Annotated in this window: 18 protein-coding genes; 8 read left to right on the forward strand and 10 right to left on the reverse strand. The window is 73.6% G+C overall.

Annotated features, from left to right (window positions below; translation table 11 throughout):
* Window positions 1-100: 100 nt before the first annotated feature.
* On the forward strand, window positions 101-1,858 hold the full coding sequence (locus EV374_RS15180; protein ID WP_207914203.1) for a CDP-glycerol glycerophosphotransferase family protein: 1,758 nt from the start codon (window positions 101-103) through the stop codon (window positions 1,856-1,858).
* Between the two features lie 64 nt (window positions 1,859-1,922).
* Here the strand turns inward: EV374_RS15180 and EV374_RS15185 are convergent, their stop codons facing one another.
* Complete coding sequence (locus tag EV374_RS15185) at window positions 1,923-2,468, reverse strand: acyltransferase (RefSeq protein ID WP_132235782.1); 546 nt, start codon at window positions 2,466-2,468, stop codon at window positions 1,923-1,925.
* Window positions 2,469-2,627: 159 nt separating this feature from the next.
* Complete coding sequence (locus tag EV374_RS15190) at window positions 2,628-2,966, reverse strand: DUF952 domain-containing protein (RefSeq protein WP_132235784.1); 339 nt, start codon at window positions 2,964-2,966, stop codon at window positions 2,628-2,630.
* A 114-nt stretch (window positions 2,967-3,080) separates the two neighbouring features.
* Between EV374_RS15190 and EV374_RS15195 the strand changes: the two genes are divergently transcribed.
* The 3 genes from EV374_RS15195 to EV374_RS15205 all read left to right on the forward strand — a co-directional run bounded on the left by EV374_RS15195 (window position 3,081) and on the right by EV374_RS15205 (window position 5,651).
* The gene (locus EV374_RS15195) at window positions 3,081-3,392 is read left to right on the forward strand and encodes a hypothetical protein (protein ID WP_132235786.1); all 312 of its coding nucleotides are present in this window, start codon (window positions 3,081-3,083) and stop codon (window positions 3,390-3,392) included.
* Window positions 3,393-3,533: 141 nt separating this feature from the next.
* Window positions 3,534-4,190: a response regulator transcription factor gene (locus EV374_RS15200; protein ID WP_132235788.1), complete on the forward strand. Its 657-nt coding sequence runs from the start codon at window positions 3,534-3,536 to the stop codon at window positions 4,188-4,190.
* A 9-nt stretch (window positions 4,191-4,199) separates the two neighbouring features.
* A complete protein-coding gene (locus tag EV374_RS15205) occupies window positions 4,200-5,651 on the forward strand; it encodes an ATP-binding protein (RefSeq protein ID WP_132235790.1) in 1,452 nt (483 codons plus the stop codon).
* A 54-nt stretch (window positions 5,652-5,705) separates the two neighbouring features.
* Here the strand turns inward: EV374_RS15205 and EV374_RS15210 are convergent, their stop codons facing one another.
* The 4 genes from EV374_RS15210 to EV374_RS15225 all read right to left on the reverse strand — a co-directional run bounded on the left by EV374_RS15210 (window position 5,706) and on the right by EV374_RS15225 (window position 10,071).
* On the reverse strand, window positions 5,706-6,680 hold the full coding sequence (locus EV374_RS15210; protein ID WP_486485770.1) for a TAXI family TRAP transporter solute-binding subunit: 975 nt from the start codon (window positions 6,678-6,680) through the stop codon (window positions 5,706-5,708).
* A 137-nt stretch (window positions 6,681-6,817) separates the two neighbouring features.
* Complete coding sequence (locus EV374_RS15215) at window positions 6,818-7,492, reverse strand: hypothetical protein (protein ID WP_132235794.1); 675 nt, start codon at window positions 7,490-7,492, stop codon at window positions 6,818-6,820.
* Window positions 7,493-7,593: 101 nt separating this feature from the next.
* Window positions 7,594-8,391 (reverse strand): peroxide stress protein YaaA, encoded by a 798-nt coding sequence (gene yaaA / locus EV374_RS15220; protein ID WP_132235796.1) that lies wholly within the window; start codon window positions 8,389-8,391, stop codon window positions 7,594-7,596.
* Window positions 8,392-8,451: 60 nt separating this feature from the next.
* Window positions 8,452-10,071: a hypothetical protein gene (locus EV374_RS15225; protein WP_132235798.1), complete on the reverse strand. Its 1,620-nt coding sequence runs from the start codon at window positions 10,069-10,071 to the stop codon at window positions 8,452-8,454.
* Between the two features lie 237 nt (window positions 10,072-10,308).
* On the opposite strand from EV374_RS15225, the gene EV374_RS15230 reads away from it, so the two are divergent.
* Window positions 10,309-11,349 (forward strand): App1 family protein phosphatidate phosphatase, encoded by a 1,041-nt coding sequence (locus EV374_RS15230; RefSeq protein ID WP_132235800.1) that lies wholly within the window; start codon window positions 10,309-10,311, stop codon window positions 11,347-11,349.
* Between the two features lie 758 nt (window positions 11,350-12,107).
* A complete protein-coding gene (locus EV374_RS15235; protein ID WP_486485771.1) occupies window positions 12,108-14,144 on the forward strand; it encodes a family 10 glycosylhydrolase in 2,037 nt (678 codons plus the stop codon).
* 188 nt (window positions 14,145-14,332) lie between these two features.
* Here the strand turns inward: EV374_RS15235 and glgB are convergent, their stop codons facing one another.
* The 4 genes from glgB to glgA form a co-directional block, all read right to left on the reverse strand.
* On the reverse strand, window positions 14,333-16,435 hold the full coding sequence (gene glgB, locus EV374_RS15240; RefSeq protein WP_132235802.1) for a 1,4-alpha-glucan branching protein GlgB: 2,103 nt from the start codon (window positions 16,433-16,435) through the stop codon (window positions 14,333-14,335).
* Entirely contained in the window at window positions 16,423-18,516 is a 2,094-nt protein-coding gene (locus EV374_RS15245) for an alpha-1,4-glucan--maltose-1-phosphate maltosyltransferase (protein ID WP_132235804.1), read from the reverse strand. Before EV374_RS15245 ends, glgB begins: the two co-directional genes overlap by 13 nt.
* 334 nt (window positions 18,517-18,850) lie before the next feature.
* Window positions 18,851-19,366, reverse strand: a complete 516-nt coding sequence (locus EV374_RS15250) for a DUF3592 domain-containing protein (protein ID WP_132235806.1) — start codon at window positions 19,364-19,366, stop codon at window positions 18,851-18,853.
* 48 nt (window positions 19,367-19,414) lie between these two features.
* The gene (gene glgA / locus EV374_RS15255) at window positions 19,415-20,617 is read right to left on the reverse strand and encodes a glycogen synthase (protein WP_132235808.1); all 1,203 of its coding nucleotides are present in this window, start codon (window positions 20,615-20,617) and stop codon (window positions 19,415-19,417) included.
* A 95-nt stretch (window positions 20,618-20,712) separates the two neighbouring features.
* Between glgA and glgC the strand changes: the two genes are divergently transcribed.
* Entirely contained in the window at window positions 20,713-21,945 is a 1,233-nt protein-coding gene (glgC, locus tag EV374_RS15260) for a glucose-1-phosphate adenylyltransferase (protein WP_132235810.1), read from the forward strand.
* Complete coding sequence (gene pgm, locus EV374_RS15265; protein WP_132235812.1) at window positions 21,942-23,588, forward strand: phosphoglucomutase (alpha-D-glucose-1,6-bisphosphate-dependent); 1,647 nt, start codon at window positions 21,942-21,944, stop codon at window positions 23,586-23,588. The genes glgC and pgm overlap by 4 nt, the downstream gene beginning before the upstream one ends.
* Window positions 23,589-23,938 lie beyond the last annotated feature (350 nt).

The following is a 23,938-nucleotide window of genomic DNA, read 5'->3' on the forward strand; positions in this document are numbered from 1 at the left end:
TGGTGTCCGGGCGCCGACGGCCGCCGCAGCGGGGAACTCGTGCCGTCACGGCGCCGGCGACAGCCGGTGAGCCAGTCGTCGACCTCTAGGGAGCTAGTCCTTGTTCGGCAAGTTGATGGGACCGGCGGGAGTCGCCGCCCGCGGCGCACTGCTGTTGGTGGCCTACCTGGTGCTGCTCGCCGCCGGCCTGTTCGGCTGGGTCGGCGCCTTCGCCGTCGCCGGAGTCGCCGCGCTCGTCGGCGAGTACGCGCTCGCCCGCTGGTCGCCTGCGACGCACGTGCTGCTCGAGAAGGTCGGGCTGCGCGGCGACTACCGCCAGCTCACCCGCGACCTCGCGGTCGTCCTGCTGGTGGCGGCCACGCTCCGCCCGAGCGCGACGGAACTCAGCCTGATCCTGCTGCTGCCCTCCGCGGTCTGGCTGATCGCGGTCTTCGCTGGCGCGCTGGCCACGATGATCGACCGGCGTAACCCCCTCTCGGCGATGGTGCGCAACATCGACCTCGGCCCGATGCGGGCGGCGCCCCGCCCGCCGGACTGGGCGACCTGGCTCGCCGGTGACCGGCTGGCGCTGGTCAACGTGGTGCTGGCCCCGGCCGCAGTGTTCGCGGTGGTGCTCGACAACCCCGCGCCGGTGATCGGCGCGGGAGTGACGGCCGTGCTCGCCGCCGCGCTGGTCGGCGGGCTGGTCGCGCTGACCTGGCTGCGCGGCCGGGGGATGGGCCAGAGCCCGCTGCTGCCCGCCGTGCAGCGCTGGCTGGACAGCTACCGCCCCGAGGTGGCCTTCTACTTCGCCGGCCCGGCCAAGGACGTCTACCAGGCCAACATGTGGCTCGCCCCGACGGAGGCGCTCGACCAGCGCGCGGTGGTGCTGCTGCGCAGCAAGGAGGCGTTCCTCGAACTCGCCGACACCCGGCTGCCGGTGATCTGCGTGCCGGCCGGGGTCGACTTCATGAACCTCGAACTGCGAAGCGTGCGCGCGGCGCTCTACGCGGCCAACGTGGGGGCGAACATCCACATGCTCCGCGAGCCGGGCATGAAGCACGTCTTCGTCGGGCATGGCGACAGCGACAAGCAGGCCAGCGTCAACCCGTACAGCAAGGTGTACGACGAGGTGTGGGTCGCCGGTCTCGCCGGCCGCGAGCGGTACGCGCGCGCCGGGGTGGGCGTACTCGACTCCGACATCGTCGAGGTCGGACGCCCGCAGCTCGCCGGGGTGCACACCTTCGGCGCGGAGTCGGTCGACCGGCCGTTCACCGTGCTGTACGCCCCCACCTGGGAGGGGTGGCTGGACGACGACCCGTACCACACCTCGCTGGTGCTGATGGGGGAGCGGATCGTCCAGGGACTGCTGGCCGCCGTGCCCGCAGTCCGGCTCATCTACAAGCCGCACCCCCTGACCGGCTCGCGGTCCAAGGATGCCAAGGCGGTGCACGAGCGGATCGTCGAGCGGATCCGCGCCGCCGGCGGCAACCCGGACGCGACCTCTTTGGACGGTACGCGGCACCTCGTGGTCACCGGCCGGACGCCGGCCCTGTTCGACTGCTTCAACCAGACCGACCTGCTGATCAGCGACGTGTCCAGTGTGGTCTCGGACTTCGTGCAGAGCCAGCGGCCGTACGTGGTGGCCAACCCGAGCGGCCTGCCGGAGGACGAGTTCCGCCGGGAGTACCCGACCTCGCGGGGCGCGTACCTGCTCTCCCGGGACTGCGGGGAGCTGGAGAAGATCGTGACGGTGACCCGGGCCGGGGACGACCCGATGACCGAGGCCCGGCGGGAGCTGAAGACCTATCTGCTCGGCCCGGCCGAGGAGAACCCGATGGAGCGGTTCCGGGAGGAGATCGGGCGGCTCTGCCGCTGAGCGGACCGGACGCGCGACGGCGGTGGAGGGGAGCACCCGTCCACCGCCGTCGCGCGTCGAGGGGTCAGTCCCGCGGCGGCGGCGGGTTGTCCACGTCGCGGGAGACGACCTCGCCACGCTCGTCGACCCAGCCCTTGGGCCGCGCCGGGTTGCCCGCGACGAGCTGGTACGGCGCCACGTCCCGGGTCACCACGGAGCCGGCCGCGATCATCGCGTACTCGCCGACCTCGATGCCGCAGACGAGGGTGGCGTTGGCGCCGATCGAGGCGCCCCGGCGGACCAGGGTCGGCGTGATCGTCCAGTCCGGATTCTGCGCCCGGGGTCGGAAGTCGTTGGTGAAGACCGCGCACGGGCCGACGAAGACCTCGTCCTCGATGGTGACGCCCTGGTACACCGAGACGTTGTTCTGGATCTTGACCAGGTCGCCGACCGTCACGCCGGCGTCGACGTACACGTTGCGGCCGATGACGCAGCCGGCGCCGACCTGCGCCGAGGACCGGATGTGGGCGAGGTGCCAGACCTTCGTGCCGTCGCCGACGCGGGCACCCTCCTCGACGTCGGCCGTCGGGTGGACGAAGACGGAGCGGGGCAGGGAACTGCTGTCAGTCATCCTTCAACTCGCATGGCTCGGGGCGCGGCGTCGCGCCGTCGGTGGTCCGCGTCGGCGTACGCCGGGCGGGCGTCGATCGCGCGGACCGGTTCTGCCACACCCGCCCCGGGGCGCGCGGGCGAGGCCGGGGGAGCGGACTCGGCGTAGCATAGCGACCCGTCAGGCGAGCAGCGCCGCCACCGCGTCGGCGACCGGCCGGTCCGCCGGCAGCGCGTCGGCGGCCACCACGGCGGGCACCGGCAGCGGGCCGTACAGGTGCGGAAAGAGCGCCCCGTCGCGCGACGGCTCCCAGCGCAGCGCGTCGCCCAGCCGGTCCGGGTCCACCGTCAGCAGGGTCAGCCCGGTGGCACCCGCGAAGTAGCGCCGGGCCGTCCCGACCACCTGGTCGGCGCCGGAGAGGTGGATGAACCCGGACTGCCGGTCCAGCGCCGTACCGTCGAGGTGGCCGGCGGCCAGCGCGTCGTCCCACTCGGTGGTGGTGAGGAGCTTGTAGATCACCCCGGCAGCCTACGCGCGGCCGGTCGCGCCGGCGGCCGTCCCGGTTTCCCGGTACCGCCCCGGTGCCCGCCGCCGCCCGGCATGCTCGGGGCAGCGGGTCGCGGAGGGATGGCGATGGAGAGCTACGACGAGGACTGGACCGACAGCCAGCGGGCGCTGTACGACGAGTGCCACCGGGCCGGCGGCGAGTGGGCCGGCGACCCGGACACCCCGACCGAGGACGTGCAGCACGTGATCAACCTCGGCCAGGCGGACGACGACACCCTCCCGGACGCCGAGATCGACTATCCGCCCCTGGTCGACGCGGTCACCCAGGCCACCGGCGAGATCGTCACCAGCGTGCCCGCCAGCCACGACGACCCCGCCTTCCGGGGCTTCGTCGACGGGGTCCGCGACGCCACGGCCGACGAGGTCTTCGGTCTCTGACCTGCCGGTCGAGCACCACCGGCGCCCCGGCGCCGGCGCGCCGACGGGGCTGTCGCCGGGTCGGTGCGGGACCAGCCCTCCCGTCGCGGGCGTACTTCTGCCACCATTCGGGGTCGACAGACCGACGAATGGGGGCCCCGGGTGCGCATCCTGCTGGTCGAGGACGACCGCCGGGTGGCCGCCGCGCTCTCCTCCGCCCTCACCCGCCGGGGGTACGAGGTGGAGCACGCCGCGACCGTCGCCGCGGCCCTCTGCGCGGCCCCCTGCGACCTGGTGCTGCTGGACCTGACCCTGCCCGACGGGGACGGCACCGACCTGTGCCGGGAGCTGCGGCGCCGCAGCAGCCAGCTCGGCATCATCGCGGTGACCGCCCGGGGCGAGGAACGGGACCGGGTGCTCGGCCTGCGGCTCGGCGCGGACGACTACGTGGTCAAGCCCTTCTCCATGACCGAACTCCAGGCGCGCATCGAGGCGGTGCTGCGCCGCGCGGCGCACGCCGTGCCGGAGCGCAACCTGATCGAGGTGGGGCCCGTACGCGTCGACGTGGCCGCCCGGACGGTCACCGTCGGGGGCCGGCCGGTGGCGCTGACCCGCAAGGAGTTCGACGTCCTGCTCTCCCTGGCCCGGCAGCCCGGCGTGGCGGTGGCCCGGGAACGGATCCTGCTCGACGCCTGGGGCTCGACCTGGGGCGACGGGCACACGGTCGAGGTGCACGTCGGCTCGCTGCGTGGCAAGCTGGGCGACCCCGGCCTGGTGGAGACCGTACGCGGGGTCGGCTACCGCCTGCGCGGCGAGTGAGGGGACGCCGTGCGACGTCGGCTGGTGATCAGCTATCTGCTGTTGATGGTGCTGGTGCTGATCGCGTTGGAGACCCCGCTGGCGGTCACCCTGGCCAACCGGGAGACCGACCGGGTACGCGCCGACCGGCTCGCCGACGCCACCCGGTTCGCCTCGTTGGCCGGCCCGGCGCTGCGCGGCGGCACCCCCGGCCCGCTCGCCAACGAGTTGCGCAGCTACGACGCCCTGTACGACATCGGCGCGGCGGTGGTCGACCGGGAGCGTCGGACGGTGGCGGCCTCCGGGAGCTGGCGGATGGCCCCGGGTTCCCGCGAGGCGTTGGACATGGCGCTCTCCGGCCAGCAGGCCAGCGGGCCGGACTCGGTCTGGCCGTGGGTCGACGGGCCGATCGTCGTGGCGGTGCCGATCAACGACGGTGGCGAGGTGCTCGGGGCGGTGGTCATCACCACCCCCGCCGATCCGGTCCGGCGGGCCGTGACCGTCTGGTGGCTGGCGCTGGCCGGAACGGGCCTGCTCGCCGTGCTGGCCTGCGTGCTGACCGCGTTCGGGCTGGCCGGCTGGGTGTTGCGCCCGGTCACCGAGCTGGACGCGGTCACCCATGAGATCGCCGAGGGGGACCGTGGCGCGCGGGTGCAGCACCGGCTCGGCCCGCCGGAGCTGCGTCGCCTGGCGACCAGCTTCAACCACATGGCCGACGTCGTCTCCGACGTCATGGACCGGCAGCGGGCGTTCGTCGCCCACGCCAGCCACCAGCTGCGCAACCCGCTGACCGCGCTGCGGCTGCGCGTGGAGGAGCTGGGACCGAGCCTCACCGACGCGGACGGGCGCGCCGAGCACCAACTGGCCCTGGAGGAGACCGACCGGCTGGCGCTCGTGCTGGACGCGCTGCTGACCCTGGCCCGCGCCGAGCGGCGGGAGAACCAGCGGGTCACCGTCGACGCGGCGGCCGTCGCCGCGTCCCGGGTGGCCGCCTGGGAGCCGCTCGCCCGGCACCACCGCATCACCCTCCGGCTGGTGGCCGGGGACGCCCCGGCGTACGCGCGGACCGTGCCGACCGCCATCGACCAGGCCCTGGACGCGCTGATCGACAACGCGGTCAAGTTCAGCGACGCCGGTGGGGAGGTGACGGTGACCGTCCGGCACGACGGCGACGGCACCGCGCTGGAGGTCCGGGACACCGGCCCGGGCATGACGGCGAGCCAGCTCGGGCAGGCGACCGAGCGGTTCTGGCGGGCCCCGGAGGTGCAGAACATCGACGGGGCCGGGCTGGGCCTCACCATCGTCGCCGTGCTGGTCGACGCCTCGGACGGGCGGCTCACCATGCGCGGGGGCGAGCCGCGCGGCCTGGTCGCCGGCCTCTGGTTCCCCGCCCCGGCCGACGCTGGCTCCGCCGCCCTCGCCCCCGCCAACGCCGCCCCCGTCCTCGCCGACGCCGCCGCTGGCCCCGCTGACGTGCCGTAGGGCGGGCCTGGCGGCGGTCGCAGGGGTGCCGGCGGGCGCAGAGGTGTCGCGAGGTCAGGGCTTGGCGGCGCGGTACCAGTCGGCGGCGCCGGGGTGCAGCGGCAGGGGAGCGGTGGCGATGGCCGAGCGGGGGCTCATCCGCCCGGCGGCCGGATGCGCGGCGGCCAACTCCTGGCGGCGTTCCATCAGCAGCCGGGTCACCTCCCGGATCAGCGGCGTCGGCAGGTCTGCCCGGACGATCAGGAAATTCGGGTTCGCCACCGTGGTCACCGGGTCGGTGCCGTACACCGAGCGGGGGATGTCGCGGGAGACGTAGACCTCCGGGTTGCTCTCGCGCAGCGGCCCGGTCCACTCGCCGAGGTCGACGATCCGGGTCGCGCTGTCGTCCGTGAGCTGCTCCAGCGCCCTCACCGGCAGCCCGCCCGAGAAGAAGAACGCGTCGATCCTGCCAGCCCGCAACGCCGCGACCGAGTCGTCGAGGCCGAGGTGCTCCTGGCGCACCCGGTCGCCACCGAGGCGGGCCACCTCCAGCAGCCGGACGGCGGTGATCTCGGTGCCGGAGCCGGGCGCGCCCACGGACACCCGCCGCCCGCGCAGGTCGCTCAGGGTGCGGACGGGACCGCCGGCGGTGGTGACCAGGTGCAGCAGGTCGTCGTAGACCCGGGCGACCGCGACCACGGACGGGTGCGTCGCCGGCGCCGCCGGCAGCACGTCGGCCTGGGTGAAACCCAGCTCGGCCTCGCCGGAGCCGACCAGCCGGACGTTCTCCGCCGAGGCGGCGGTCACCACCACGCTGGCCCGGACGTCCGGCAGCTCCCGGTTGAGCACGGCGGCCAGCGACTGCCCGAAGGCGTGGTAGACCGCCGTCGGGCTGCCGGTCGCGATCCGGATCCGGACCGGTGGCTCGGGAGCGTCCTGGCAGCCGGCGACGCCGGGCAACGCCACCACCAGCAGCAGCGCCAGCAGCGCCGGCGGGCGGACACGGCGCGGGCGGACACAGCGGAACCCGGTGCGACTCACGCGCTGCACTCTGCGCCGTGCGGGCCGTCGCCGCAACCCGCCGCCCACCGACCGGGCTAGGAACCCGGCGGCGGGTCGGTGCCGATGGTCAGCTAGCTGCGCTACGCGACCGGGCCGCAGCGCCGCCGAACGTGCTCATCCGGCAATCACGACCGCTCGCGCAGGTGGGTGGGATCCAGCGCGGTGCTGTGCAGGATCCGCTGGCGGTCCGGGCCGTCGGCGACACAGACCAGGTAACAGCCGGTGCCGGGGCGCAGCAGCGCCGGAACGTCCAGCAGGGCGGCCCCGCGTACCAGGATCGCGGCCAGTTCCCGGTCGGTGATCCGGACGCCGAGGATGTGCCGGCGGACGTGCCGCCCACCGGCGAGCAGGGCGGCCCGCCAGGCGGCCGCCGCCAGCCGGGGCCGCCACGCCCGCCGTACGGTCGACGCGCCCGGGACCGGTCCGCCCAGCAGCTCGCGCCGGCCCTGCCGCCAACCGGCCTCCAACGTCCTCGCGTACGCCGGCCGGTGCTGGTGCGGCACGGAGAGCCGGTGCAGCTCGAAGCGGCGACGCAGGCCGCCCACGGTCACCTCGTGCTCGATGGGGACGTCCAGCCGGTGGAGGAGCTGACGCATGCGGTGCGCCGCCTCCTCCCGGTTGAACTCCACCGACGGGGGGCGGTGCTCCGCCGCCGGCCGGCGGGTGCCGACGACGGCCGGCGGGGGCGTGCAGCGCAGCAGGCAGGCGGCCTCGAACGCGTCGGCCAGGGTGGACCAGTCCAACGGCGGCGGCGTCGAGGGCAGGCGCGGCCGATCGAGCAGGATCTGTTCGGGAGCCAACGTGGGCACTCCTTGTCGGCGTCGGGGTCCCTCTACCGTGGTCGCTCGACGCCGCCGGGGAAACCGATCAGCCCCAGCCTTGAGGAAATCTTGCGGCTGTCCTACAGCTCCGTGACGATCACGTCGACCTGGCGTGGCCGACCGGGCGGGGCGGGCTGCTCCAGCACCGGATACTTCAGGTCGCGCAGCGCGGTCAGCAGCCCGCCGACGGTACGCGGCCGGGCGCCCGCGGTCAGCAGGTCCCGGACCAGCCGCCCCTTGGTCGCCTTGTTGAAGTGGCTCACCACCGACCGGACGGGCACGCCGTCGACCTCCCGCTCGTGCAGCACCCGGACGGTCACCGTGCGGTCGGCCACCTCGCCGCGCGGCGCCCAGGTGGCCGCGTACGCGCCGGAGCGCAGGTCGAGCACCGGCCCGTCGCCGGCCGCCGCGGCCATCGCCGGTGCGAGCGCCCGCCGCCAGTACGCCGACAGCGCGCCGAGCCCCGGCAGCCGCGCCCCGATCGGGCACCGGTAGGGCGGAATCCGGTCGGTGAGGCGTACCGCGCCCCAGAGCCCCGAGCTGATCAGCACCGACCGGCGGGCGGCCCGCTGCGCGGGCGCCGGCAGCGAGGCGAGATCGAGTGCCTCGTAGAGCACCCCGGTGTAGACGCGGCCGGCGGGCGCGGTGGCCGCCGCCCGCAGCCGGGCGTTGCGGCGCAACTCGCCGCGCTGGCCCTCGCTGATCCCCAGCGCCGCCAGGGCCGCCCCCTCGTCGCCGTCGGCGCTGAGCGCGACCAGCGCCGTCAGCACCTCCTCCCGGGCGCCGGTCAGCTCCGGCAGGGAGAGCCCGGCGAGGTCGAGCCGCCGGCCGGTGCCGGCGTCGGCCTTCCCCTCGGAGGGCGGCAGCAGGATGAGCATCGGTGACTCCTCGGCTCGGCGCGGCGTCCGCGCGCCGGTCCGGCCAGCGTACGGCCGGCCCTACCGCCACGGCCGCACCGGCGTCTGGGGGTGGTACACGCGATACCCGCCCACGTCGGCGACCAGCGCGGCGTCGGCCCGGTCGCCCAGCAGCCGGCGCAGCCGCCGTTCCGCCGCCGAGCCGGCCGCCAGCACGTACCCGGGCCGGTCGGCCCGCCCCACCTGCCGCCAGTACGCCGGATAGCGGTTCTGCCCGGGGGTGAGGTCGCCGTCGAGCACCGCGCACACCACCGCCTCGGCCGTGTTGAAGATCAGCCGGTTGCAGGTCCAGTAGTCCCCGTACACCTCGCGGGGGCCGCCCGCGCGCAGCGTGTCGGCCAGCTCGCGGGCCTGCCGCTCCTCGATCCGGGACGCCCCGGTGCCGGTGGCCGCGAACAGCACGGTGACCACCAGCGTGGTCGCGGCCAGCGCGGCGAGCACGGCGGTGGCCAGCGCGCCGGCCAGGCGGCCGAACGCGCCGACCGTGCCCCGCCAACAGGCGACCGCCGCCACCCAGAGCGGCCAGAGCACCGCCGGCAGGGAGAGCTGGAGCACCGACAGGTAGCGGGCGTTGTCCAGCGGGCTGGTGGCCGCGAGCGGGCTGCGCACGTACGACAGCAGGGTCAGCGCCGCGCCGACGACCAGCGCGAGGTGCACCACCGGGCCGACCCGCTCGCCGCGCGGGGCGCCCGCGGCCCGGCGGTACGCGAGGACGGCGAGCGCGGCGGCGACCGCCAGCAGCACGGGGTAGAGCAGCCCGAACCAGCCCTGCCAGCGGGCGCAGCCGTCGATCGGGCAGAGGCCGGCGGCGAGCGGAACCCCCTCCAACAGCCCGCCGTCGAGGCGCCGCGACCACGGCGGCGTCGGCCCGGCCTTGGTGCTGATCTCGCGGAACACCGACAGCGAGTCCTCGCCGGGCGGGGCGACGAGGTTGTCCCGGATCATCGGCGCGATCCCGACGGCGAACCCGGCCAGCAGCAGCGCCCCGGCCCAACCGAGCAGCTCCCGACGGGCCACCCACGCCAACACCAGCGCGGCCACCGCCAGGTAGGGCAGGATCAGCCAGTCCGACCAGACGGACACCCCGGCGAGCAGGCCGAAGAGCCCGACGGCCAGCCGGCGGTGCCGCACCGTTCCCCGGGCGAGTCCCACCGCGATCAGCAGCATCAGCAGCACCGCGACCTTGACCTCCGGGCGGCCGCCGACCACGGTCAGCTGGTCCCGGACGACCCGTTCCCCGCCGAGCGCCAGCAGGCCGACGATCCCGGTGGCGAACCAGGGCGAGCCGATCCGCCGGGTCAGCCGGTGGATCAGCCAGAGAAAGAGGGCGTAGAGCAGCAGCAGCGGCAGGCGCAGCAGCGGCCAGCCCGGCCCGGCCACCGCGATCAGCGGCGCGGCCAGGTACGACTCCAGCACCCCCATGTAGCGCTGCCCGTAGAGGAAGACCGGCAGCTCGCGGCCCTGCGCGATGTGCAGCGCGGCCAGCCCGAACGTCGCCTCGTCGCTGTTGGAGACGGGCACCGTGTGCAGGGTCAGGACCAGCCGGTAGCCGACCCCGGCGAGCCCGAGCAGCAGCGCGACGAGCGCCGGCCGGTCGAGCTGCGGGCGCCACCGCCCACGCTTGCGCACTGGTTGCGACACGACCAACGCCCCCGTCGTCGTCCCGACCGGAGTGTTTCACGCCGCGGGGGCCGGCCGGGGCGGTTCGGCGTAGCGCGGACGATCCGCCGGACCACGGCGGGCACGGCGTCGGGCCTCCCGGCGGCAGGGGAACGCGTCGGGCCTCCCGGGCGGCCGGGGAAGGCGTCGGGCTGCCCGGCGGCCGGGGAAGATCGCCTCGCGTGGCCGAGGTGGCCGGGTTGTGGCAGGGTTGCTGGCGTGCCACCCACTGCCGCCGGCCAGTTGGCCGTACCGAACCTGCACCGGGCCGCGCGGATCGAGGACGCCGTGCACTCGTTGGTCGAGCGCCGGCTGCGGCGCACCGGCTGGCGGACGAACGTCATCGCGTACACCGGCTACGGCGCGCCCGGCTGGGTGCGGGTGATGTGCCGGGTGCTGCTGGGCCGGCCGGACACCCGCCAACGCGGCCGGCTGGAGAAGGTGCGCGGGTGGCGCAGCTTCACCACGCTGCCGGCCAAGCACGTCACGGTCACCATCGAGGCCGGCGGGGAACGGCACGAGGCGCGGGCCGACCGCAGCGGGTTCGTCGACGCCGTGGTCGAGGCGGACCTGCCGCCCGGCTGGGGCTCGGTGCGGATCAGCCTGCCGGACGCCGAGCCGGTCGAGGCGCCGGTGCGCATCCTGGACCCGGAGGTGCGCTTCGGCATCCTCTCCGACATCGACGACACGGTCATGGTCACCGCGCTGCCCCGGCCGCTGCTCGCCGCCTGGAACACGTTCGTCCTCGACGAGCACGCCCGCAACGCCGTGCCCGGCATGGCGGTGCTCTACGAGCGGCTGGTCACCGCGCACCCGGGCGCTCCGGTCTTCTACCTCTCCACGGGCGCCTGGAACGTGGCGCCGACGCTGACCCGGTTCCTGTCCCGGCACCTCTACCCGGCCGGGCCGCTGCTGCTGACCGACTGGGGGCCGACCGCCGACCGCTGGTTCCGCAGCGGGCGGGAGCACAAGCGGGTCACCCTGGCCCGGCTGGCCAAGGAGTTCCCCGACGTGAAGTGGCTGCTGGTTGGCGACGACGGGCAGCACGACCCGGAGATCTACCGCGAGTTCGCCGCCGCCCATCCGGAGAACGTGGCCGGCGTGGGCATCCGCCGGCTCTCGCCCACGCAGGCGGTGCTGGCCGGTAGCCTGCCCACCCCGGCCGGCGAGTCGTCGGCGGGGCCGGTGGGGCAGAAGTGGCTCTCCGCGCCCGACGGCGCCGGCCTGTGGAAGCTGCTGCGCGACGCCGGCCTGGTCTGATCCCGACAGCCGGCCCAGCGGCCGGCGGAGCCAGTGGCCGTCGCGCATGATCTCGCGACCCGGCAGCTCGTGCTCCTCCCGCCGGGCGAGGATCCGCTGCGGGGCGATTCGGTAGTAGGCCCAACAGGCACCGTCGATGCGGGCGTTGTCACTTGAAGCGATCTTCAGCTCAGGCCCAGGCCTCGTCAGGTCCACCCGTGACACCGCGCCCCGGCGACACGCCCGCCGAGCCCGACAACAATCCTTCGGTTACGGAAAGTGGTCGTTCTCGGCCCTTGCCTGCCCTTGCTCCGCGCCCTTTGCTCTGCAGCCGCATATGCACCGCTGACGCAACGTATCTGGTGCCGATATGGCTGCAGAGCAAAGGGCGCGGAGGGATGATGGGGCGGGTGAAGCGCAAGGACAGGTAATGCCTGCTCAGCGTCTCGCGGCAATGAAGGGTCGGGTTGAAGGATTGCCGCAGGGGGAAGCGTCAATTACGCAGGGTAAGAAAGGGTGGGGTTCTGCTGAAAGTGGCGCTCCGTAACCGATGCGGATTCGGATAAAGGCCGGTTCGCCAGCGAGCCAGCCACCGGGCGCGCAGGCGGGCGTTTGGGGCCCGGCGACCAGCCACTGAGCGAGGGCCGACCCGCAGATGCCAGTCGAGCCTCCGGGCTCCGCTCCCGGGGAGGTCTCACCATCGGCACCGCCGTGACCCCGGTCGGTGAAAACCGTGAAGGATACTTGCGAAACGGCGCAGCAACGCTGAATATCTTTTCGTGCGTAGAGATTATGGTCGATACCTGTCCGGGCTGGCGTTGGTGGCGGCGCTGGCGCTCGGCGCGGCCCTCCCCACGGCCGCCCCCGCCACCTCGCCCGCCGGGCCGGGGACCGCGCCGGACACCGTGCCCGTGTCCGCCCAGGCGGCCTGCGTGACCGACCCGGCCACCCCGAAGCGGCAGCTGCGCGGCATGTGGATCGCCAGCGTGGCCAACATCGACTGGCCCAGCCGCACCGGGCTCACCCCCGCCGCCCAGCAGGCGGAGTACCGGGGCTGGCTCGACCTGGCCAAGCAGCGGCGGATGAACGCCGTCGTCGTGCAGATCCGCCCCGCCGCCGACGCGTTCTGGCCGTCGACGTACGAGCCGTGGTCGCAGTGGCTCACCGGCACCCAGGGCGGCAACCCCGGCTACGACCCGCTGGCCTTCATGGTGGCCGAGGCGCACGCCCGCAACCTGGAGTTCCACGCCTGGTTCAACCCGTACCGGGTGGCCAACCACACCGACCTGACCAAGCTGGCGGCCAGCCACCCGGCCCGCAAGAACCCGGGCTGGACGGTCACCTACGGCGGTCACATCTACTACAACCCCGGCATTCCCGCCGTCCGCGCCTTCGTGCAGGACGCGATGATGGACGCCGTCAAGCGCTACGACATCGACGCGGTGCACTGGGACGACTACTTCTACCCGTACCCGGTCAGCGGGGTGGCCTTCCCCGACCAGGCCACCTACGCCCAGTACGGCGCCGGTTTCAGCACCATCGGCGACTGGCGGCGCAACAACGTCAACCTGCTGGTCCGGGAGATGCGTGACAAGATCCGGGCGGCCAAGCCGTGGGTGAAGCTGGGCGTCAGTCCGTTCGGCATCTGGCGCAACGCCGGCACCGACCCGCTCGGCTCGCGTACCACGGGCCTCCAGTCGTACGACGCGATCTACGCCGACACCCGGCGCTGGGTGCGGCAGGGGTGGGTCGACTACATCGCCCCGCAGATCTACTGGCACATCGGCCACCCGGCGGCCGACTACGCGGAGCTGGTCCGCTGGTGGTCCGAGACCGTGGCCGGCACCGACGTGCAGCTGCTCGTCGGGCAGGCCACCTACCGCGCCGGCGCGTCCGGGCAGGACACCGCCTGGCAGGACCCGGCCGAGCTGACCGATCACCTCACGCTGAACCGCAGCTACCCGAGGATCGTCGGCGACATCCACTTCAGCGCCAAGGACGTCCGCGCGGACCGCATCGGCGCCGTCTCCCGGACGGCGACCGACCACTACCGCCGGCCCGCGCTGGCGCCGGCCGGGGTGGGCGGCGCCGCGCCCGCCGCCCCGAACCTCACCTCGGCGGTACGCGGCACCGGCGGCGTGACCCTCACCTGGCAGCGCGGCGCCACCGGCAGCACCGCCGCGTACGCGGTGTACCGGCTGCCCGGCGACGGCGCGGTCGACGCCTGCGACCTGGCAGACGCCCGCAACCTGCTCGGCACGGTCCGCGCCTCGGGCGGCACCGGGACGTTCACCGACGCCACCGCCGCGGCCGGCTCGACGTACCGCTACCTGGTGACGGCGCTCGATCGGCTGCACCACGAGAGCGCCGCCAGCAACGCGCGGGTGGTCACCGGCACCGGCGGTACGTTCAGCGTGATCGTGGACAACGCCACGGCCGGCGGCTTCACGGCCGCCACCACCTGGGGCACGTCGTCGTACCTCCCGGCGCGCTACGGGGCCAACTACCGGTTCGCCAGCCCGCAGGCGGTCAGCGACCCGGCCTGGTTCACCGCGACGCTGCCCGCCGCCGGCTCGTACCGGGTCGAGGTGTGGTACCCGGCCGACCCCGGCTACAACAGCGCCACCCCGCACCTGGTGGCGACGGCGAACGGGACCGTCACGACCAGGGTCGACCAGCGCACCGGCGGCGGGCAGTGGCGGGTGCTCGGCACCTACGACCTCGCCGCCGGCACGCGCCAGGTCGTCGGGGTCAGCCGCTGGACCAGCACCCAGGGGTACGTCGTCGCCGACGCCGTCCGGATCACCCGCCTCTGAGCGACAGAGACCTGCCGTACGGCACCTAGACGCCCTCCTGTTTCCACCCTTCGGAAGTCACGTTCTGCTTCCTGGGATGGTCGGAGATCTTGGTAGGAATCGGCCCCTGGAGGGGCGGATTCCTACCAAGATCTTCCGTCAGGTCGGTCGTGCCGGGGGTCGGTGAGCGTGTGCTGAGTGACGGCCGGTCAGTCGCGGCGCAGCCAGAGCACGCCGAGCGGGGGCACCCGCAGCGCCGCCGAGGCGGGCAGCCCGTGCCACGGCACGTCCTCGGCGTGCACGGCGCCCAGGTTGCCCACCCCGGACCCGCCGTAGTGGTGGGCGTCGGTGTTGAGCACCTCCGCCCACGTGCCGCCGGCCGGCAGTCCGATCCGGTAGTCCTCCAGCGGCAGGGCGGAGAAGTTCGCCACGCAGACGAGGGTCGCGCCGTCGGGGGCGATCCGGACGAACGAGACGGTGTTGTTGGCGACGTCGTCGCCGGCGATCCAGCGGAAACCGGCCGGCTCGGTGTCCTGCGCCCACAGCGCGGGGGTGTCCCGGTAGACGCGGTTCAGGTCGCCGACGAGGCGCTGCACCCCGGCGCGGGCCGGGTCGTGCAGCAGGTACCAGTCGAGGCCCCGCTCCTCGCTCCACTCCCGGTCGTCGGCCAGCTCGCAGCCCATGAAGAGCAGCTGCTTGCCCGGGTGCGCCCACATGTACGCCAGCAGCGCGCGTACGTTGGCCAGCCGCTGCCAGGTGTCGCCGGGCATCTTGCCGGCCAGGGAGCCCTTGCCGTGCACCACCTCGTCGTGGCTGATCGGCAGCACGTAGTTCTCGCTCCAGGCGTACGCCAGGGAGAACGTGAGCTGATGGTGGTGGTGCTGCCGGTGGACGGGGTCCTTCGACGTGTAGAGCAGGGTGTCGTGCATCCAGCCCATGTTCCACTTGAAGCCGAAGCCGAGCCCGCCGTCGGCCGTGGCGCGGGTGACCCCCGGCCAGGCGGTGGACTCCTCGGCGATCATCGTCACCCCGGCGTGGTGCTTGTAGACCGTTGCGTTGACCTCCTGCATGAACGCGATGGCCTCCAGGTTCTCCCGGCCGCCGTGCCGGTTGGGCAGCCACTGCCCCTCCTGGCGGGAGTAGTCCAGGTAGAGCATCGAGGCCACCGCGTCCACCCGCAGCCCGTCGACGTGGAACTGGTCGCACCAGTAGAGCGCGTTGGCGACCAGGAAGTTGCGCACCTCCGGGCGGCCGAAGTCGAAGACGTACGTGCCCCAGTCGGGGTGTTCGCCCCGGCGCGGGTCGGGGTGCTCATAGAGGGCGGTGCCGTCGAAGCGACCGAGGGCCCACTCGTCCTTGGGGAAGTGCGCCGGCACCCAGTCCAGGATGACGCCGACGCCGGCGGCGTGCAGCGCGTCCACGAGGTGCCGGAACTCGTCGGGGTCGCCGAAGCGGGACGTCGGCGCGTAGTAGCCGGTGACCTGGTAGCCCCAGGAGCCGCCGAACGGGTGCTCCATCACGGGCAGCAACTCCACGTGCGTGAAGCCCAGCTCCGTGACGTACGCGGTCAGCTGCTCGGCCAGCTCCCGGTAGCTGAGCCCGGGGCGCCACGAGCCGAGGTGCACCTCGTAGACGCTCATCGGCTCCTGGTGCGGCTGCCGCCGGGCCCGCCGCGCCAGCCAGTCGGCGTCGCCCCACTCGTACGTCGAGTGGTGCACCACCGAGGCCGTGGCCGGCGGCACCTCCGCGTACGCCGCCAGGGGGTCGGCCTTGTCCCGCCACTGCCCGTCGGCGCCCAGGATCCGGTACTTGTAGCGGGCCCCCGCCCCGACGCCCGGGACGAACAGCTCCCACACCCCGCTGCCGCCGAGCGAGCGCATCGGCCAGCCGTCGTCCGGCGCCCAGCCCGCGAAGTCCCCGACCACCCGCACCCCGCGCGCGTTCGGCGCCCAGACGGTGAACGCCACGCCCTCGTCGAAGACCCGCGCGCCGAGCGCCTCCCAGAGTCGCTCGTGCCGGCCCTCGCCGATGAGGTGCAGGTCCAGCTCGCCCAGGGTGGGCGGGTAGCGGTACGGGTCGTCGTGGGTCCGGCCGTCGACCTCGACGCGGTAGTCGAGCACCTCGCCCGCGACCTCCGCCTCGAAGACGCCGACGTCGTGCACCCGCCGCATCCGGTGCCGCTCGCCGTCGACGACGAGGGCGACGTCGGCGGCGCCCCGGCGCAGCGTCCGGACGACCGTCCGCCCGTCGGCCGGGTGCGCGCCGAGGACGGCGTGCGGGTCGTGCGTGGCGCCGGCGATCAACTGGTCCATCGGGCGTCGTCCTTCTGGGCGGAAGTGGTGGGGGCGGTGCCGCCCGAGAGGTCGTCCGGAACGTCTTCGACGGTCAGGTCCGGCGCCGCCTGCGCCGGCACGGGGCCGGCACCGGGCGCGGGTCGCCGCACCGTCAGCACGTGCGCCGGTTGCAGATACGGGTCGAGGCGCACGGCGTTGCGCTGCCCCCAGTCGTAGCTGGCGCCGGTCAGCTCGTCGCGCACGGTGAACCGGTCGTGCCAGTCGAGACCGAGCGCGGGCATGTCCAGCGTGGTGTTGCCCCACTGCACCGTCTGCGGGTCGAACGAGCAGACCACGAGGACCGTGTTGCCCGTGTCCGGGTCGTGCTTGGACCAGCAGAGCAGCGCCGGGTTGTCGATGTCGTGGAAGACCAGGTTGCGCAGCGCGTGCAGGGCCGGGTTCTCCCGGCGTACGCGGTTGAGCACCGCGATGAACGGCGCGAGGGAGCGGCCCTGCGCCTGGGCACCGGCCCAGTCCCGGGGGCGCAGCTCGTACTTCTCGTTGTCCAGGTACTCCTCGGCGCCGGGGCGGGCGACGTGCTCGAACAGCTCGTAGCCGGCGTACATGCCCCAGGAGGGGGAGAGCAGCGCGGCCAGCACCGCCCGGATCTTGAACATCGGCGGGCCGCCGTGCTGCAACGACTCGTGCAGGATGTCCGGCGTGTTCGGCCAGAAGTTGGGCCGCATGTAGTCGGCCGCCTCGACCAGCTCCTCGCAGTACGCCCGCATCTCCGCCGCCGACGTGCGCCAGGTGAAGTACGTGTACGACTGGGTGAAGCCGACCTTGCCCAGCCCGTGCATGATCGCCGGCCGGGTGAACGCCTCGGCGAGGAAGAGCACGTCCGGGTCGACCTTCTTCACCTCGGCGATCAGCCAGTGCCAGAAGTCGAACGGCTTGGTGTGCGGGTTGTCCACCCGGAAGATCCGGATGCCCTCGCCGACCCAGTGCAGCACCACCCGCAGGACCTCGGCCCGGATGCCCTCCGGGTCGTTGTCGAAGTTGACGGGGTAGATGTCCTGGTACTTCTTCGGCGGGTTCTCCGCGTACGCGATGCTGCCGTCGGCCCGGGTGGTGAACCACTCCGGGTGCTCGGTCACCCACGGGTGGTCCGGCGCGCACTGCAACGCCAGGTCCATCGCCACCTCCAGGCCCTGCTCGGCGGCGGCGGCGACGAAGTCGCGGAAGTCCTCCGGCGTACCCAGGTCGGGGTGGATGGTGTCGTGGCCGCCCTCGGCGGCGCCGATGGCCCACGGCGAGCCGACGTCGTCCGGCCCGGCGGTCAGCGAGTTGTTGGGGCCCTTGCGGTTGACCCGGCCGATCGGGTGGATCGGCGGCAGGTAGAGCACGTCGAAGCCCATCGCCGCGACGCCCGGCAGGCGCTCGGCGGCGGTGGCGAACGTGCCGGAGCGGGCCGGCGCGTCGACCGTCGCCGGGATGGCGCCCTCCGAGCGGGGGAAGAACTCGTACCAGGCGGAGAAGAGCGCCCGCCGGCGGTCCACCCACAGCCGGTGCTCCGCGCCGGTGGTGACCAGCTCGCGGACCGGGTGCGCCCAGAGCAGGTCGGCCAGCTCCAGCGCGGGGGCGACCCGCCGGGGCAGCTCCCTGTCGGCGTCGCCCAGCGCCGCCACCGCCGCGCGGACCCGCCCCGCGTCGCCGGCCGGCACCAGCTCCACGGCCGCGGTCAGCACCCGGGCGCCCTCGGCGAGGTCGTTGGCCAGGTCCGCCGGCCCCTGACCGGCGGCGATCTTCTTGGTGACCGCGTTCTGCCAGGTCAGGTACGGGTCCTGGAACGCCTCGACGGTGAAGGTCCACTCGCCGACCGCGTCGGGGCGGATCACCGCGTGCCAGCGGTCCTGCCCGGGCTCGCCGGGGCGCATCCGGGTGAACGGCCGGGCCCGCCCGTCGGGACCGCGCCAGACCACGTTGCAGCCCAGCGCGTCGTGCCCCTCCCGGTAGGCGCGGGCCGACACCGGCACCGGCTCGTCGACCACCGCCTTGGCCGGGTAGCGACCGCAGGAGACGACGGGGGAGACGTCTTCGATCGGGAACCGTCCAGTCACCGGTTCAACCTACTGCGCGAGATCCTTTCGCGCGCGGCCAAGCACCCATCGCCCTCCCTCCCGACGTGTCCAGAGAGGTCCGGTCAGGGCCCGGCGGACAACCTGGTGCCCGCGCCATCCGCCCGAGTCCGCCATCGTCGCCCAAGGCGCGGCGGCTGGCGTGGGCACGATGGCGGGGTGTGGATAGTGGCGTTGTAGATCTTGGTACGAAATGGTCCCCTGGAGGGCCGTTTCCTGCCAAGATCTATTGCTGTCCCGAGATCCGGAACGTTATGCCCAGCAGGTGGGCCCGCCTCGCCGCCGCCCTGCACGTCACCTGAGCCCCGATTCGCCGTCAGGCGAAGTGGCGTCCGGAGCGCCAGTCTTCGGCGTTCTCGCGCCACATCGACCACGTGCGCCACAGGAGGACGCCGCCGCCCACTCCCCACGCCACGGCCAGGACGACGCCGAGCCAGGCCATGACGGAGTCGTCGCCGAGGCGTACGTCGCGCACGATCCCGGCGGGGTCGGCCGGGTCGTAGAGCACGGTGGCCGCGTCGCCCACCACCGGCGGTGGATTCCAGTAGTAGTCGCTGACCTGAGCGACGACGCGGAGGCCGTCGGCGGTGGTGAAGGCGGCCACCACGTACGAGTCCCGTTGAAGATGGTGCACCTCCAGCACCGTCGCCTCGGCACGCACGCCGTACGCGGCCAACCGGTGCGCGCGGTGCGCCGAGTCGACTCCGAGCCACAGGAACACCACGGCGCCGAGCAGCAGGACCATGAGGCTCGGCAGCGGGTGCCGCAGCCAGTACCCGGGCAGCCAACGGCTGCGCAGCCGCACCGGCGCGCGTCTTCTCCGCCAGCCCATGCCGCCATCCTGCCCGCCGCCCGCAAGGCGTGTCTTCGGTGCCCTTCCTTACGCCAGCAGCGAGCGGTAGAGGTCGAGGGTGCGGGCGGCGATGGTGTCCCAGGAGAAGTGCTCCACGGCGCGCCGCCGCCCGGCCCGGCCGAGGTCGGCGGTGCGGGCCGGGTCGGCGAGCATCTCGTTCATCGCCGCCGCCAGGTCGGCCACGAAGCGGTCCGGGTCCAGCGGCCGCCCGGAGCCGTCGGTGGCCTGCTCGATGGGGACCAGCAGCCCCGTCCCGCCGTCGGCGACCACCTCGGGGATGCCGCCGGTGGCGGTGGCCACCACCGCCGTCTCGCAGGCCATCGCCTCCAGGTTCACGATGCCCATCGGCTCGTAGACCGAGGGGCAGACGAAGACCGTGGCGTGGGTGAGCACCTGGATCACCTCGTGCTTCGGCAGCATCTCCGCGACCCACACCACCCCGGAGCGCTTCGCCCGCAGCTCCGCCACCAGGCCCTCCACCTCGGCGGCGATGTCCGGGGTGTCCGGCGCCCCGGCCAGGAGCACCAGCTGGGTGTCCGCCGGCAGGTCCCGCGCCGCGCGCAGCAGGTAGGGCAGGCCCTTCTGCCGGGTGATCCGCCCCACGTACACCACGCTGGGCAGGGCCGGGTCGATGCCGAGCCGGTCCACCACGTCCGTGCCGTGGTCCGGGGCGTACTGCGCCGTGTCGATGCCGTTGTGCACCACCCGGACCCGGTCCGGGTTCACCGCCGGGTAGGCGGTCAGCACGTCGCGCCGCATCCCCTCGCTGACCGCGACGACCGCGTCGGCGGCCTCGAACGCCGTGCGCTCGCACCAGGAGGAGAGCGCGTAGCCGCCGCCGAGCTGCTCGGCCTTCCACGGCCGCAGCGGCTCCAGGCTGTGCGCGGTCACCACGTGCGGCACGCCGTGCAGCAGCTTCGCCGTGTGCCCCGCGAAGTTGGCGTACCACGTGTGGCTGTGCACCACGTCGGTGCCGGCGCAGGCCGCGGCCATCTCCAGGTCCACGCCCATCGTCCGCAGCGCGGCGTTCGCGCCGGTCAGGCCCGCCGGTTCGGTGTACGCGGTGACGCCCGCCTCGGTGCGGGGCGCGCCGAAGCAGCGCACCCGTACGTCGGCGAGCCGGCGCAGCTCCCGGGCCAGGTACTCGACGTGCACACCGGCGCCGCCATAGACCTCGGGCGGGTACTCACGGGTCAGCAGGTCGACGCGCAGCCCGGCGGAGTCGTTCATGAACGGCACCCTAGTGCAGAACGCGCTGCCGCACCCGGCTGTGGAACTGTGCCGTACGAGTGGTGAAGTGACGGCGGGGTAGATAGCGTCTGGACATGGCTGCCAAGGTGCTCGCGATCGTCCTGGCCGGCGGAGAAGGCAAGCGCCTGATGCCGCTCACCACGGACCGGGCCAAGCCGGCCGTCCCGTTCGGCGGGATGTACCGCATGGTCGACTTCGTCCTGTCCAACCTGGCGAACGCCGGTTATCTCAAGATCGTCGTGCTGACCCAGTACAAGTCCCACTCGCTGGACCGGCACATCACCAAGACGTGGCGGATGTCGACCCTGCTCGGCAACTACGTCACCCCGGTGCCGGCGCAGCAGCGCCGCGGCCCGTGGTGGTTCGCCGGCTCCGCCGACGCGATCTACCAGAGCTTCAACCTCATCCACGACGAGCAGCCCGACCACGTGATCGTCTTCGGTGCCGACCACATCTACCGGATGGACCCCCGGCAGATGGTGGAGGACCACATCGCCTCCGGCGCCGGCGTCACCGTGGCCGGCATCCGGCAGCCGCTGTCGATGGCCGACCAGTTCGGAGTGATCGAGGTCGGCGAGGACGGCCGGCGGATCCGGGCGTTCCGCGAGAAGCCCACCGACGCGGTCGGCCTGCCCGACGCGCCCGACCAGATCTATGCCTCGATGGGCAACTACGTGTTCAGCACCAAGGCGCTGTGCGAGGCGGTCGAGCGCGACGCGGAGGACAAGACCAGCAAGCACGACATGGGCGGCAGCATCATCCCGATGCTGGTCGAGCGCGGCGAGGCCAACGTCTACGACTTCCGCGACAACGAGGTGCCCGGCAGCACCGACCGGGACCGCGGCTACTGGCGTGACGTCGGGACGCTCGACTCCTTCTACGACGCCCACATGGACCTGATCAACGTGCACCCGGTGTTCAACCTCTACAACTTCGACTGGCCCATCTACACGGGGCAGCTGACGTACCCGCCGGCCAAGTTCGTGCACCAGTGGGGCGAGCGGGTCGGCCGGGCGGTCGCCTCGATGGTGTCGCCCGGCGCGGTGATCTCCGGCTCGCTGGTGGAGAACTCGGTCGTCTCGCCCAAGGTGAAGGTGCACTCCTGGGCGCACGTGGACGGCGCGGTGCTGATGGAGGGGGTTGACATCGGCCGGCACGCGGTCGTGCGCCGGGCGATCCTCGACAAGAACGTGATCGTGCCCGAGGGGGCCGAGATCGGCGTCGACCTGGAGAAGGACCGGCAGCGCTACACGGTCTCCGACAACGGCATCGTGGTGATCGGCAAGGGACAGAAGGTGGAACCGTGAGCAGTCATCCCCGGGCCGGCAAGCCCGCCCAGCCCGCCGACCTGGTCGACGTGCCGCGGCTGGTGACCGCCTACTACGCCGAGCACCCCGATCCGCAGGACCCGGCGCAGCAGGTCTCCTTCGGCACGTCCGGGCACCGCGGGTCGAGCCTGCGCCACGCGTTCAACTCCGACCACATCCTGGCGGTCACCCAGGCGCTCTGTGACTACCGCCGCGAGCAGGGCCTGGACGGGCCGCTCTTCCTCGGCCGTGACACCCACGCGCTCTCCGCCCCGGCCGCCGTGGACGCGCTCGAGGTCCTCGCCGCCAACGAGGTCACCGTGCTGCTCGACAGCCGCGACGGCTACACGCCGACCCCTGCGGTGTCGCACGCCATCCTCACCCACAACCGGGGGCGCACCAGCGGGCTCGCCGACGGCATCGTCATCACCCCGTCGCACAACCCGCCCGGCGACGGCGGCTTCAAGTACAACCCCACCCACGGCGGCCCGGCGGACGCCGACGTCACGAGGTGGATCCAGGACCGGGCCAACGCGATCCTCGCCGACGGCCTGAAGGAGGTCCGCCGGATCCCGTACGCCCGCGCCCGCGCCGCCGACACCACCGGGTCGTACGACTTCCTCGCCCGCTACGTCGACGACCTGCCGGCGGCGATCGACGTCGACGCGATCCGCGACGCCGGGGTGCGCATCGGCGCCGACCCGCTCGGCGGCGCGAGCGTGGCCTACTGGGGCGAGATCGCCGAGCGGCACCGGCTGGACCTGACCGTGGTCAACCCGACGGTCGACCCGACCTGGCGGTTCATGACCCTGGACGGCGACGGCAAGATCCGGATGGACTGTTCCTCACCGAACGCGATGGCCTCCCTGATCGCCGCCCGCGCCGACTACCAGGTCTCCACCGGCAACGACGCCGACGCCGACCGGCACGGCATCGTCACCCCCGACGGGGGCCTGATGAACCCCAACCACTACCTGGCGGTGGCGATCGGCCATCTGTTCCGCACCCGGACGCAGTGGGGTCCGGCCGCCGCCGTCGGCAAGACCCTGGTCTCCTCCTCGATGATCGACCGGGTCGCCGCCGACCTGGGCCGCCCGCTGCTGGAGGTGCCGGTCGGCTTCAAGTGGTTCGTGCCCGGGCTGCTCGACGGCGCGGTGGGCTTCGGCGGCGAGGAGAGCGCCGGCGCGTCCTTCCTGCGCCGCGACGGGAGCACCTGGACCACCGACAAGGACGGCCTCCTGCTCTGCCTGCTCGCCGCCGAGATCATCGCGACCACCGGCCGCACCCCCAGCGAGCACTGGGCGGAGCTGGCCGAGCGCTTCGGCGCGCCCGCGTACGCCCGCATCGACGCGCCGGCCACCCGCGAGCAGAAGGCCGTGCTCGGCAAGCTCTCGCCGGAGCAGGTGACCGCCACGGAGCTGGCCGGCGAGCCGATCACCGCGACCCTCACCACCGCGCCCGGCAACGACGCGCCGATCGGCGGACTCAAGGTGACCACCGAGTCGGGCTGGTTCGCCGCCCGGCCGTCGGGCACCGAGGACGTCTACAAGATCTACGCCGAGTCCTTCCAGGGCCCGGAGCACCTCGCCCGGATCCAGCAGGAGGCGAAGGACCTGGTCTCCGAGGTACTCAAGCAGGCCTGAACGCCCGGTGCGCCTCCCACCGCAGCCGACACCGGTGTGCGCCGGACCGAGCGGCGCCGGTGCCGGCGTCAGAAGGCCGTGCGCGCCTGTCGAGCTGCCCCATGCCCGAGGGCAGGAGGGGGCGGACTCCGGCGCGGGAGCCCGCTGACGGGAGCCTTCCTGCCAGGCCCGTCGTGCGTGCCTGACCGGTCGAGCCTGCCTCGCTGTCGAGCTGAGTCGTCTACGACATCAGCTCGACAGCGTGTGCCGGGCCCAGCGTGTGCCGGGCCCAGCGTGTGCCGGGCCCAGCGTGTGCCGGGCCCAGCGTGTGCCGGGCCCAGCGTGTGCCGGGCCCAGCGTGTGCCGGGCCC

Source organism: Micromonospora sp. CNZ303, assembly GCF_004345505.1.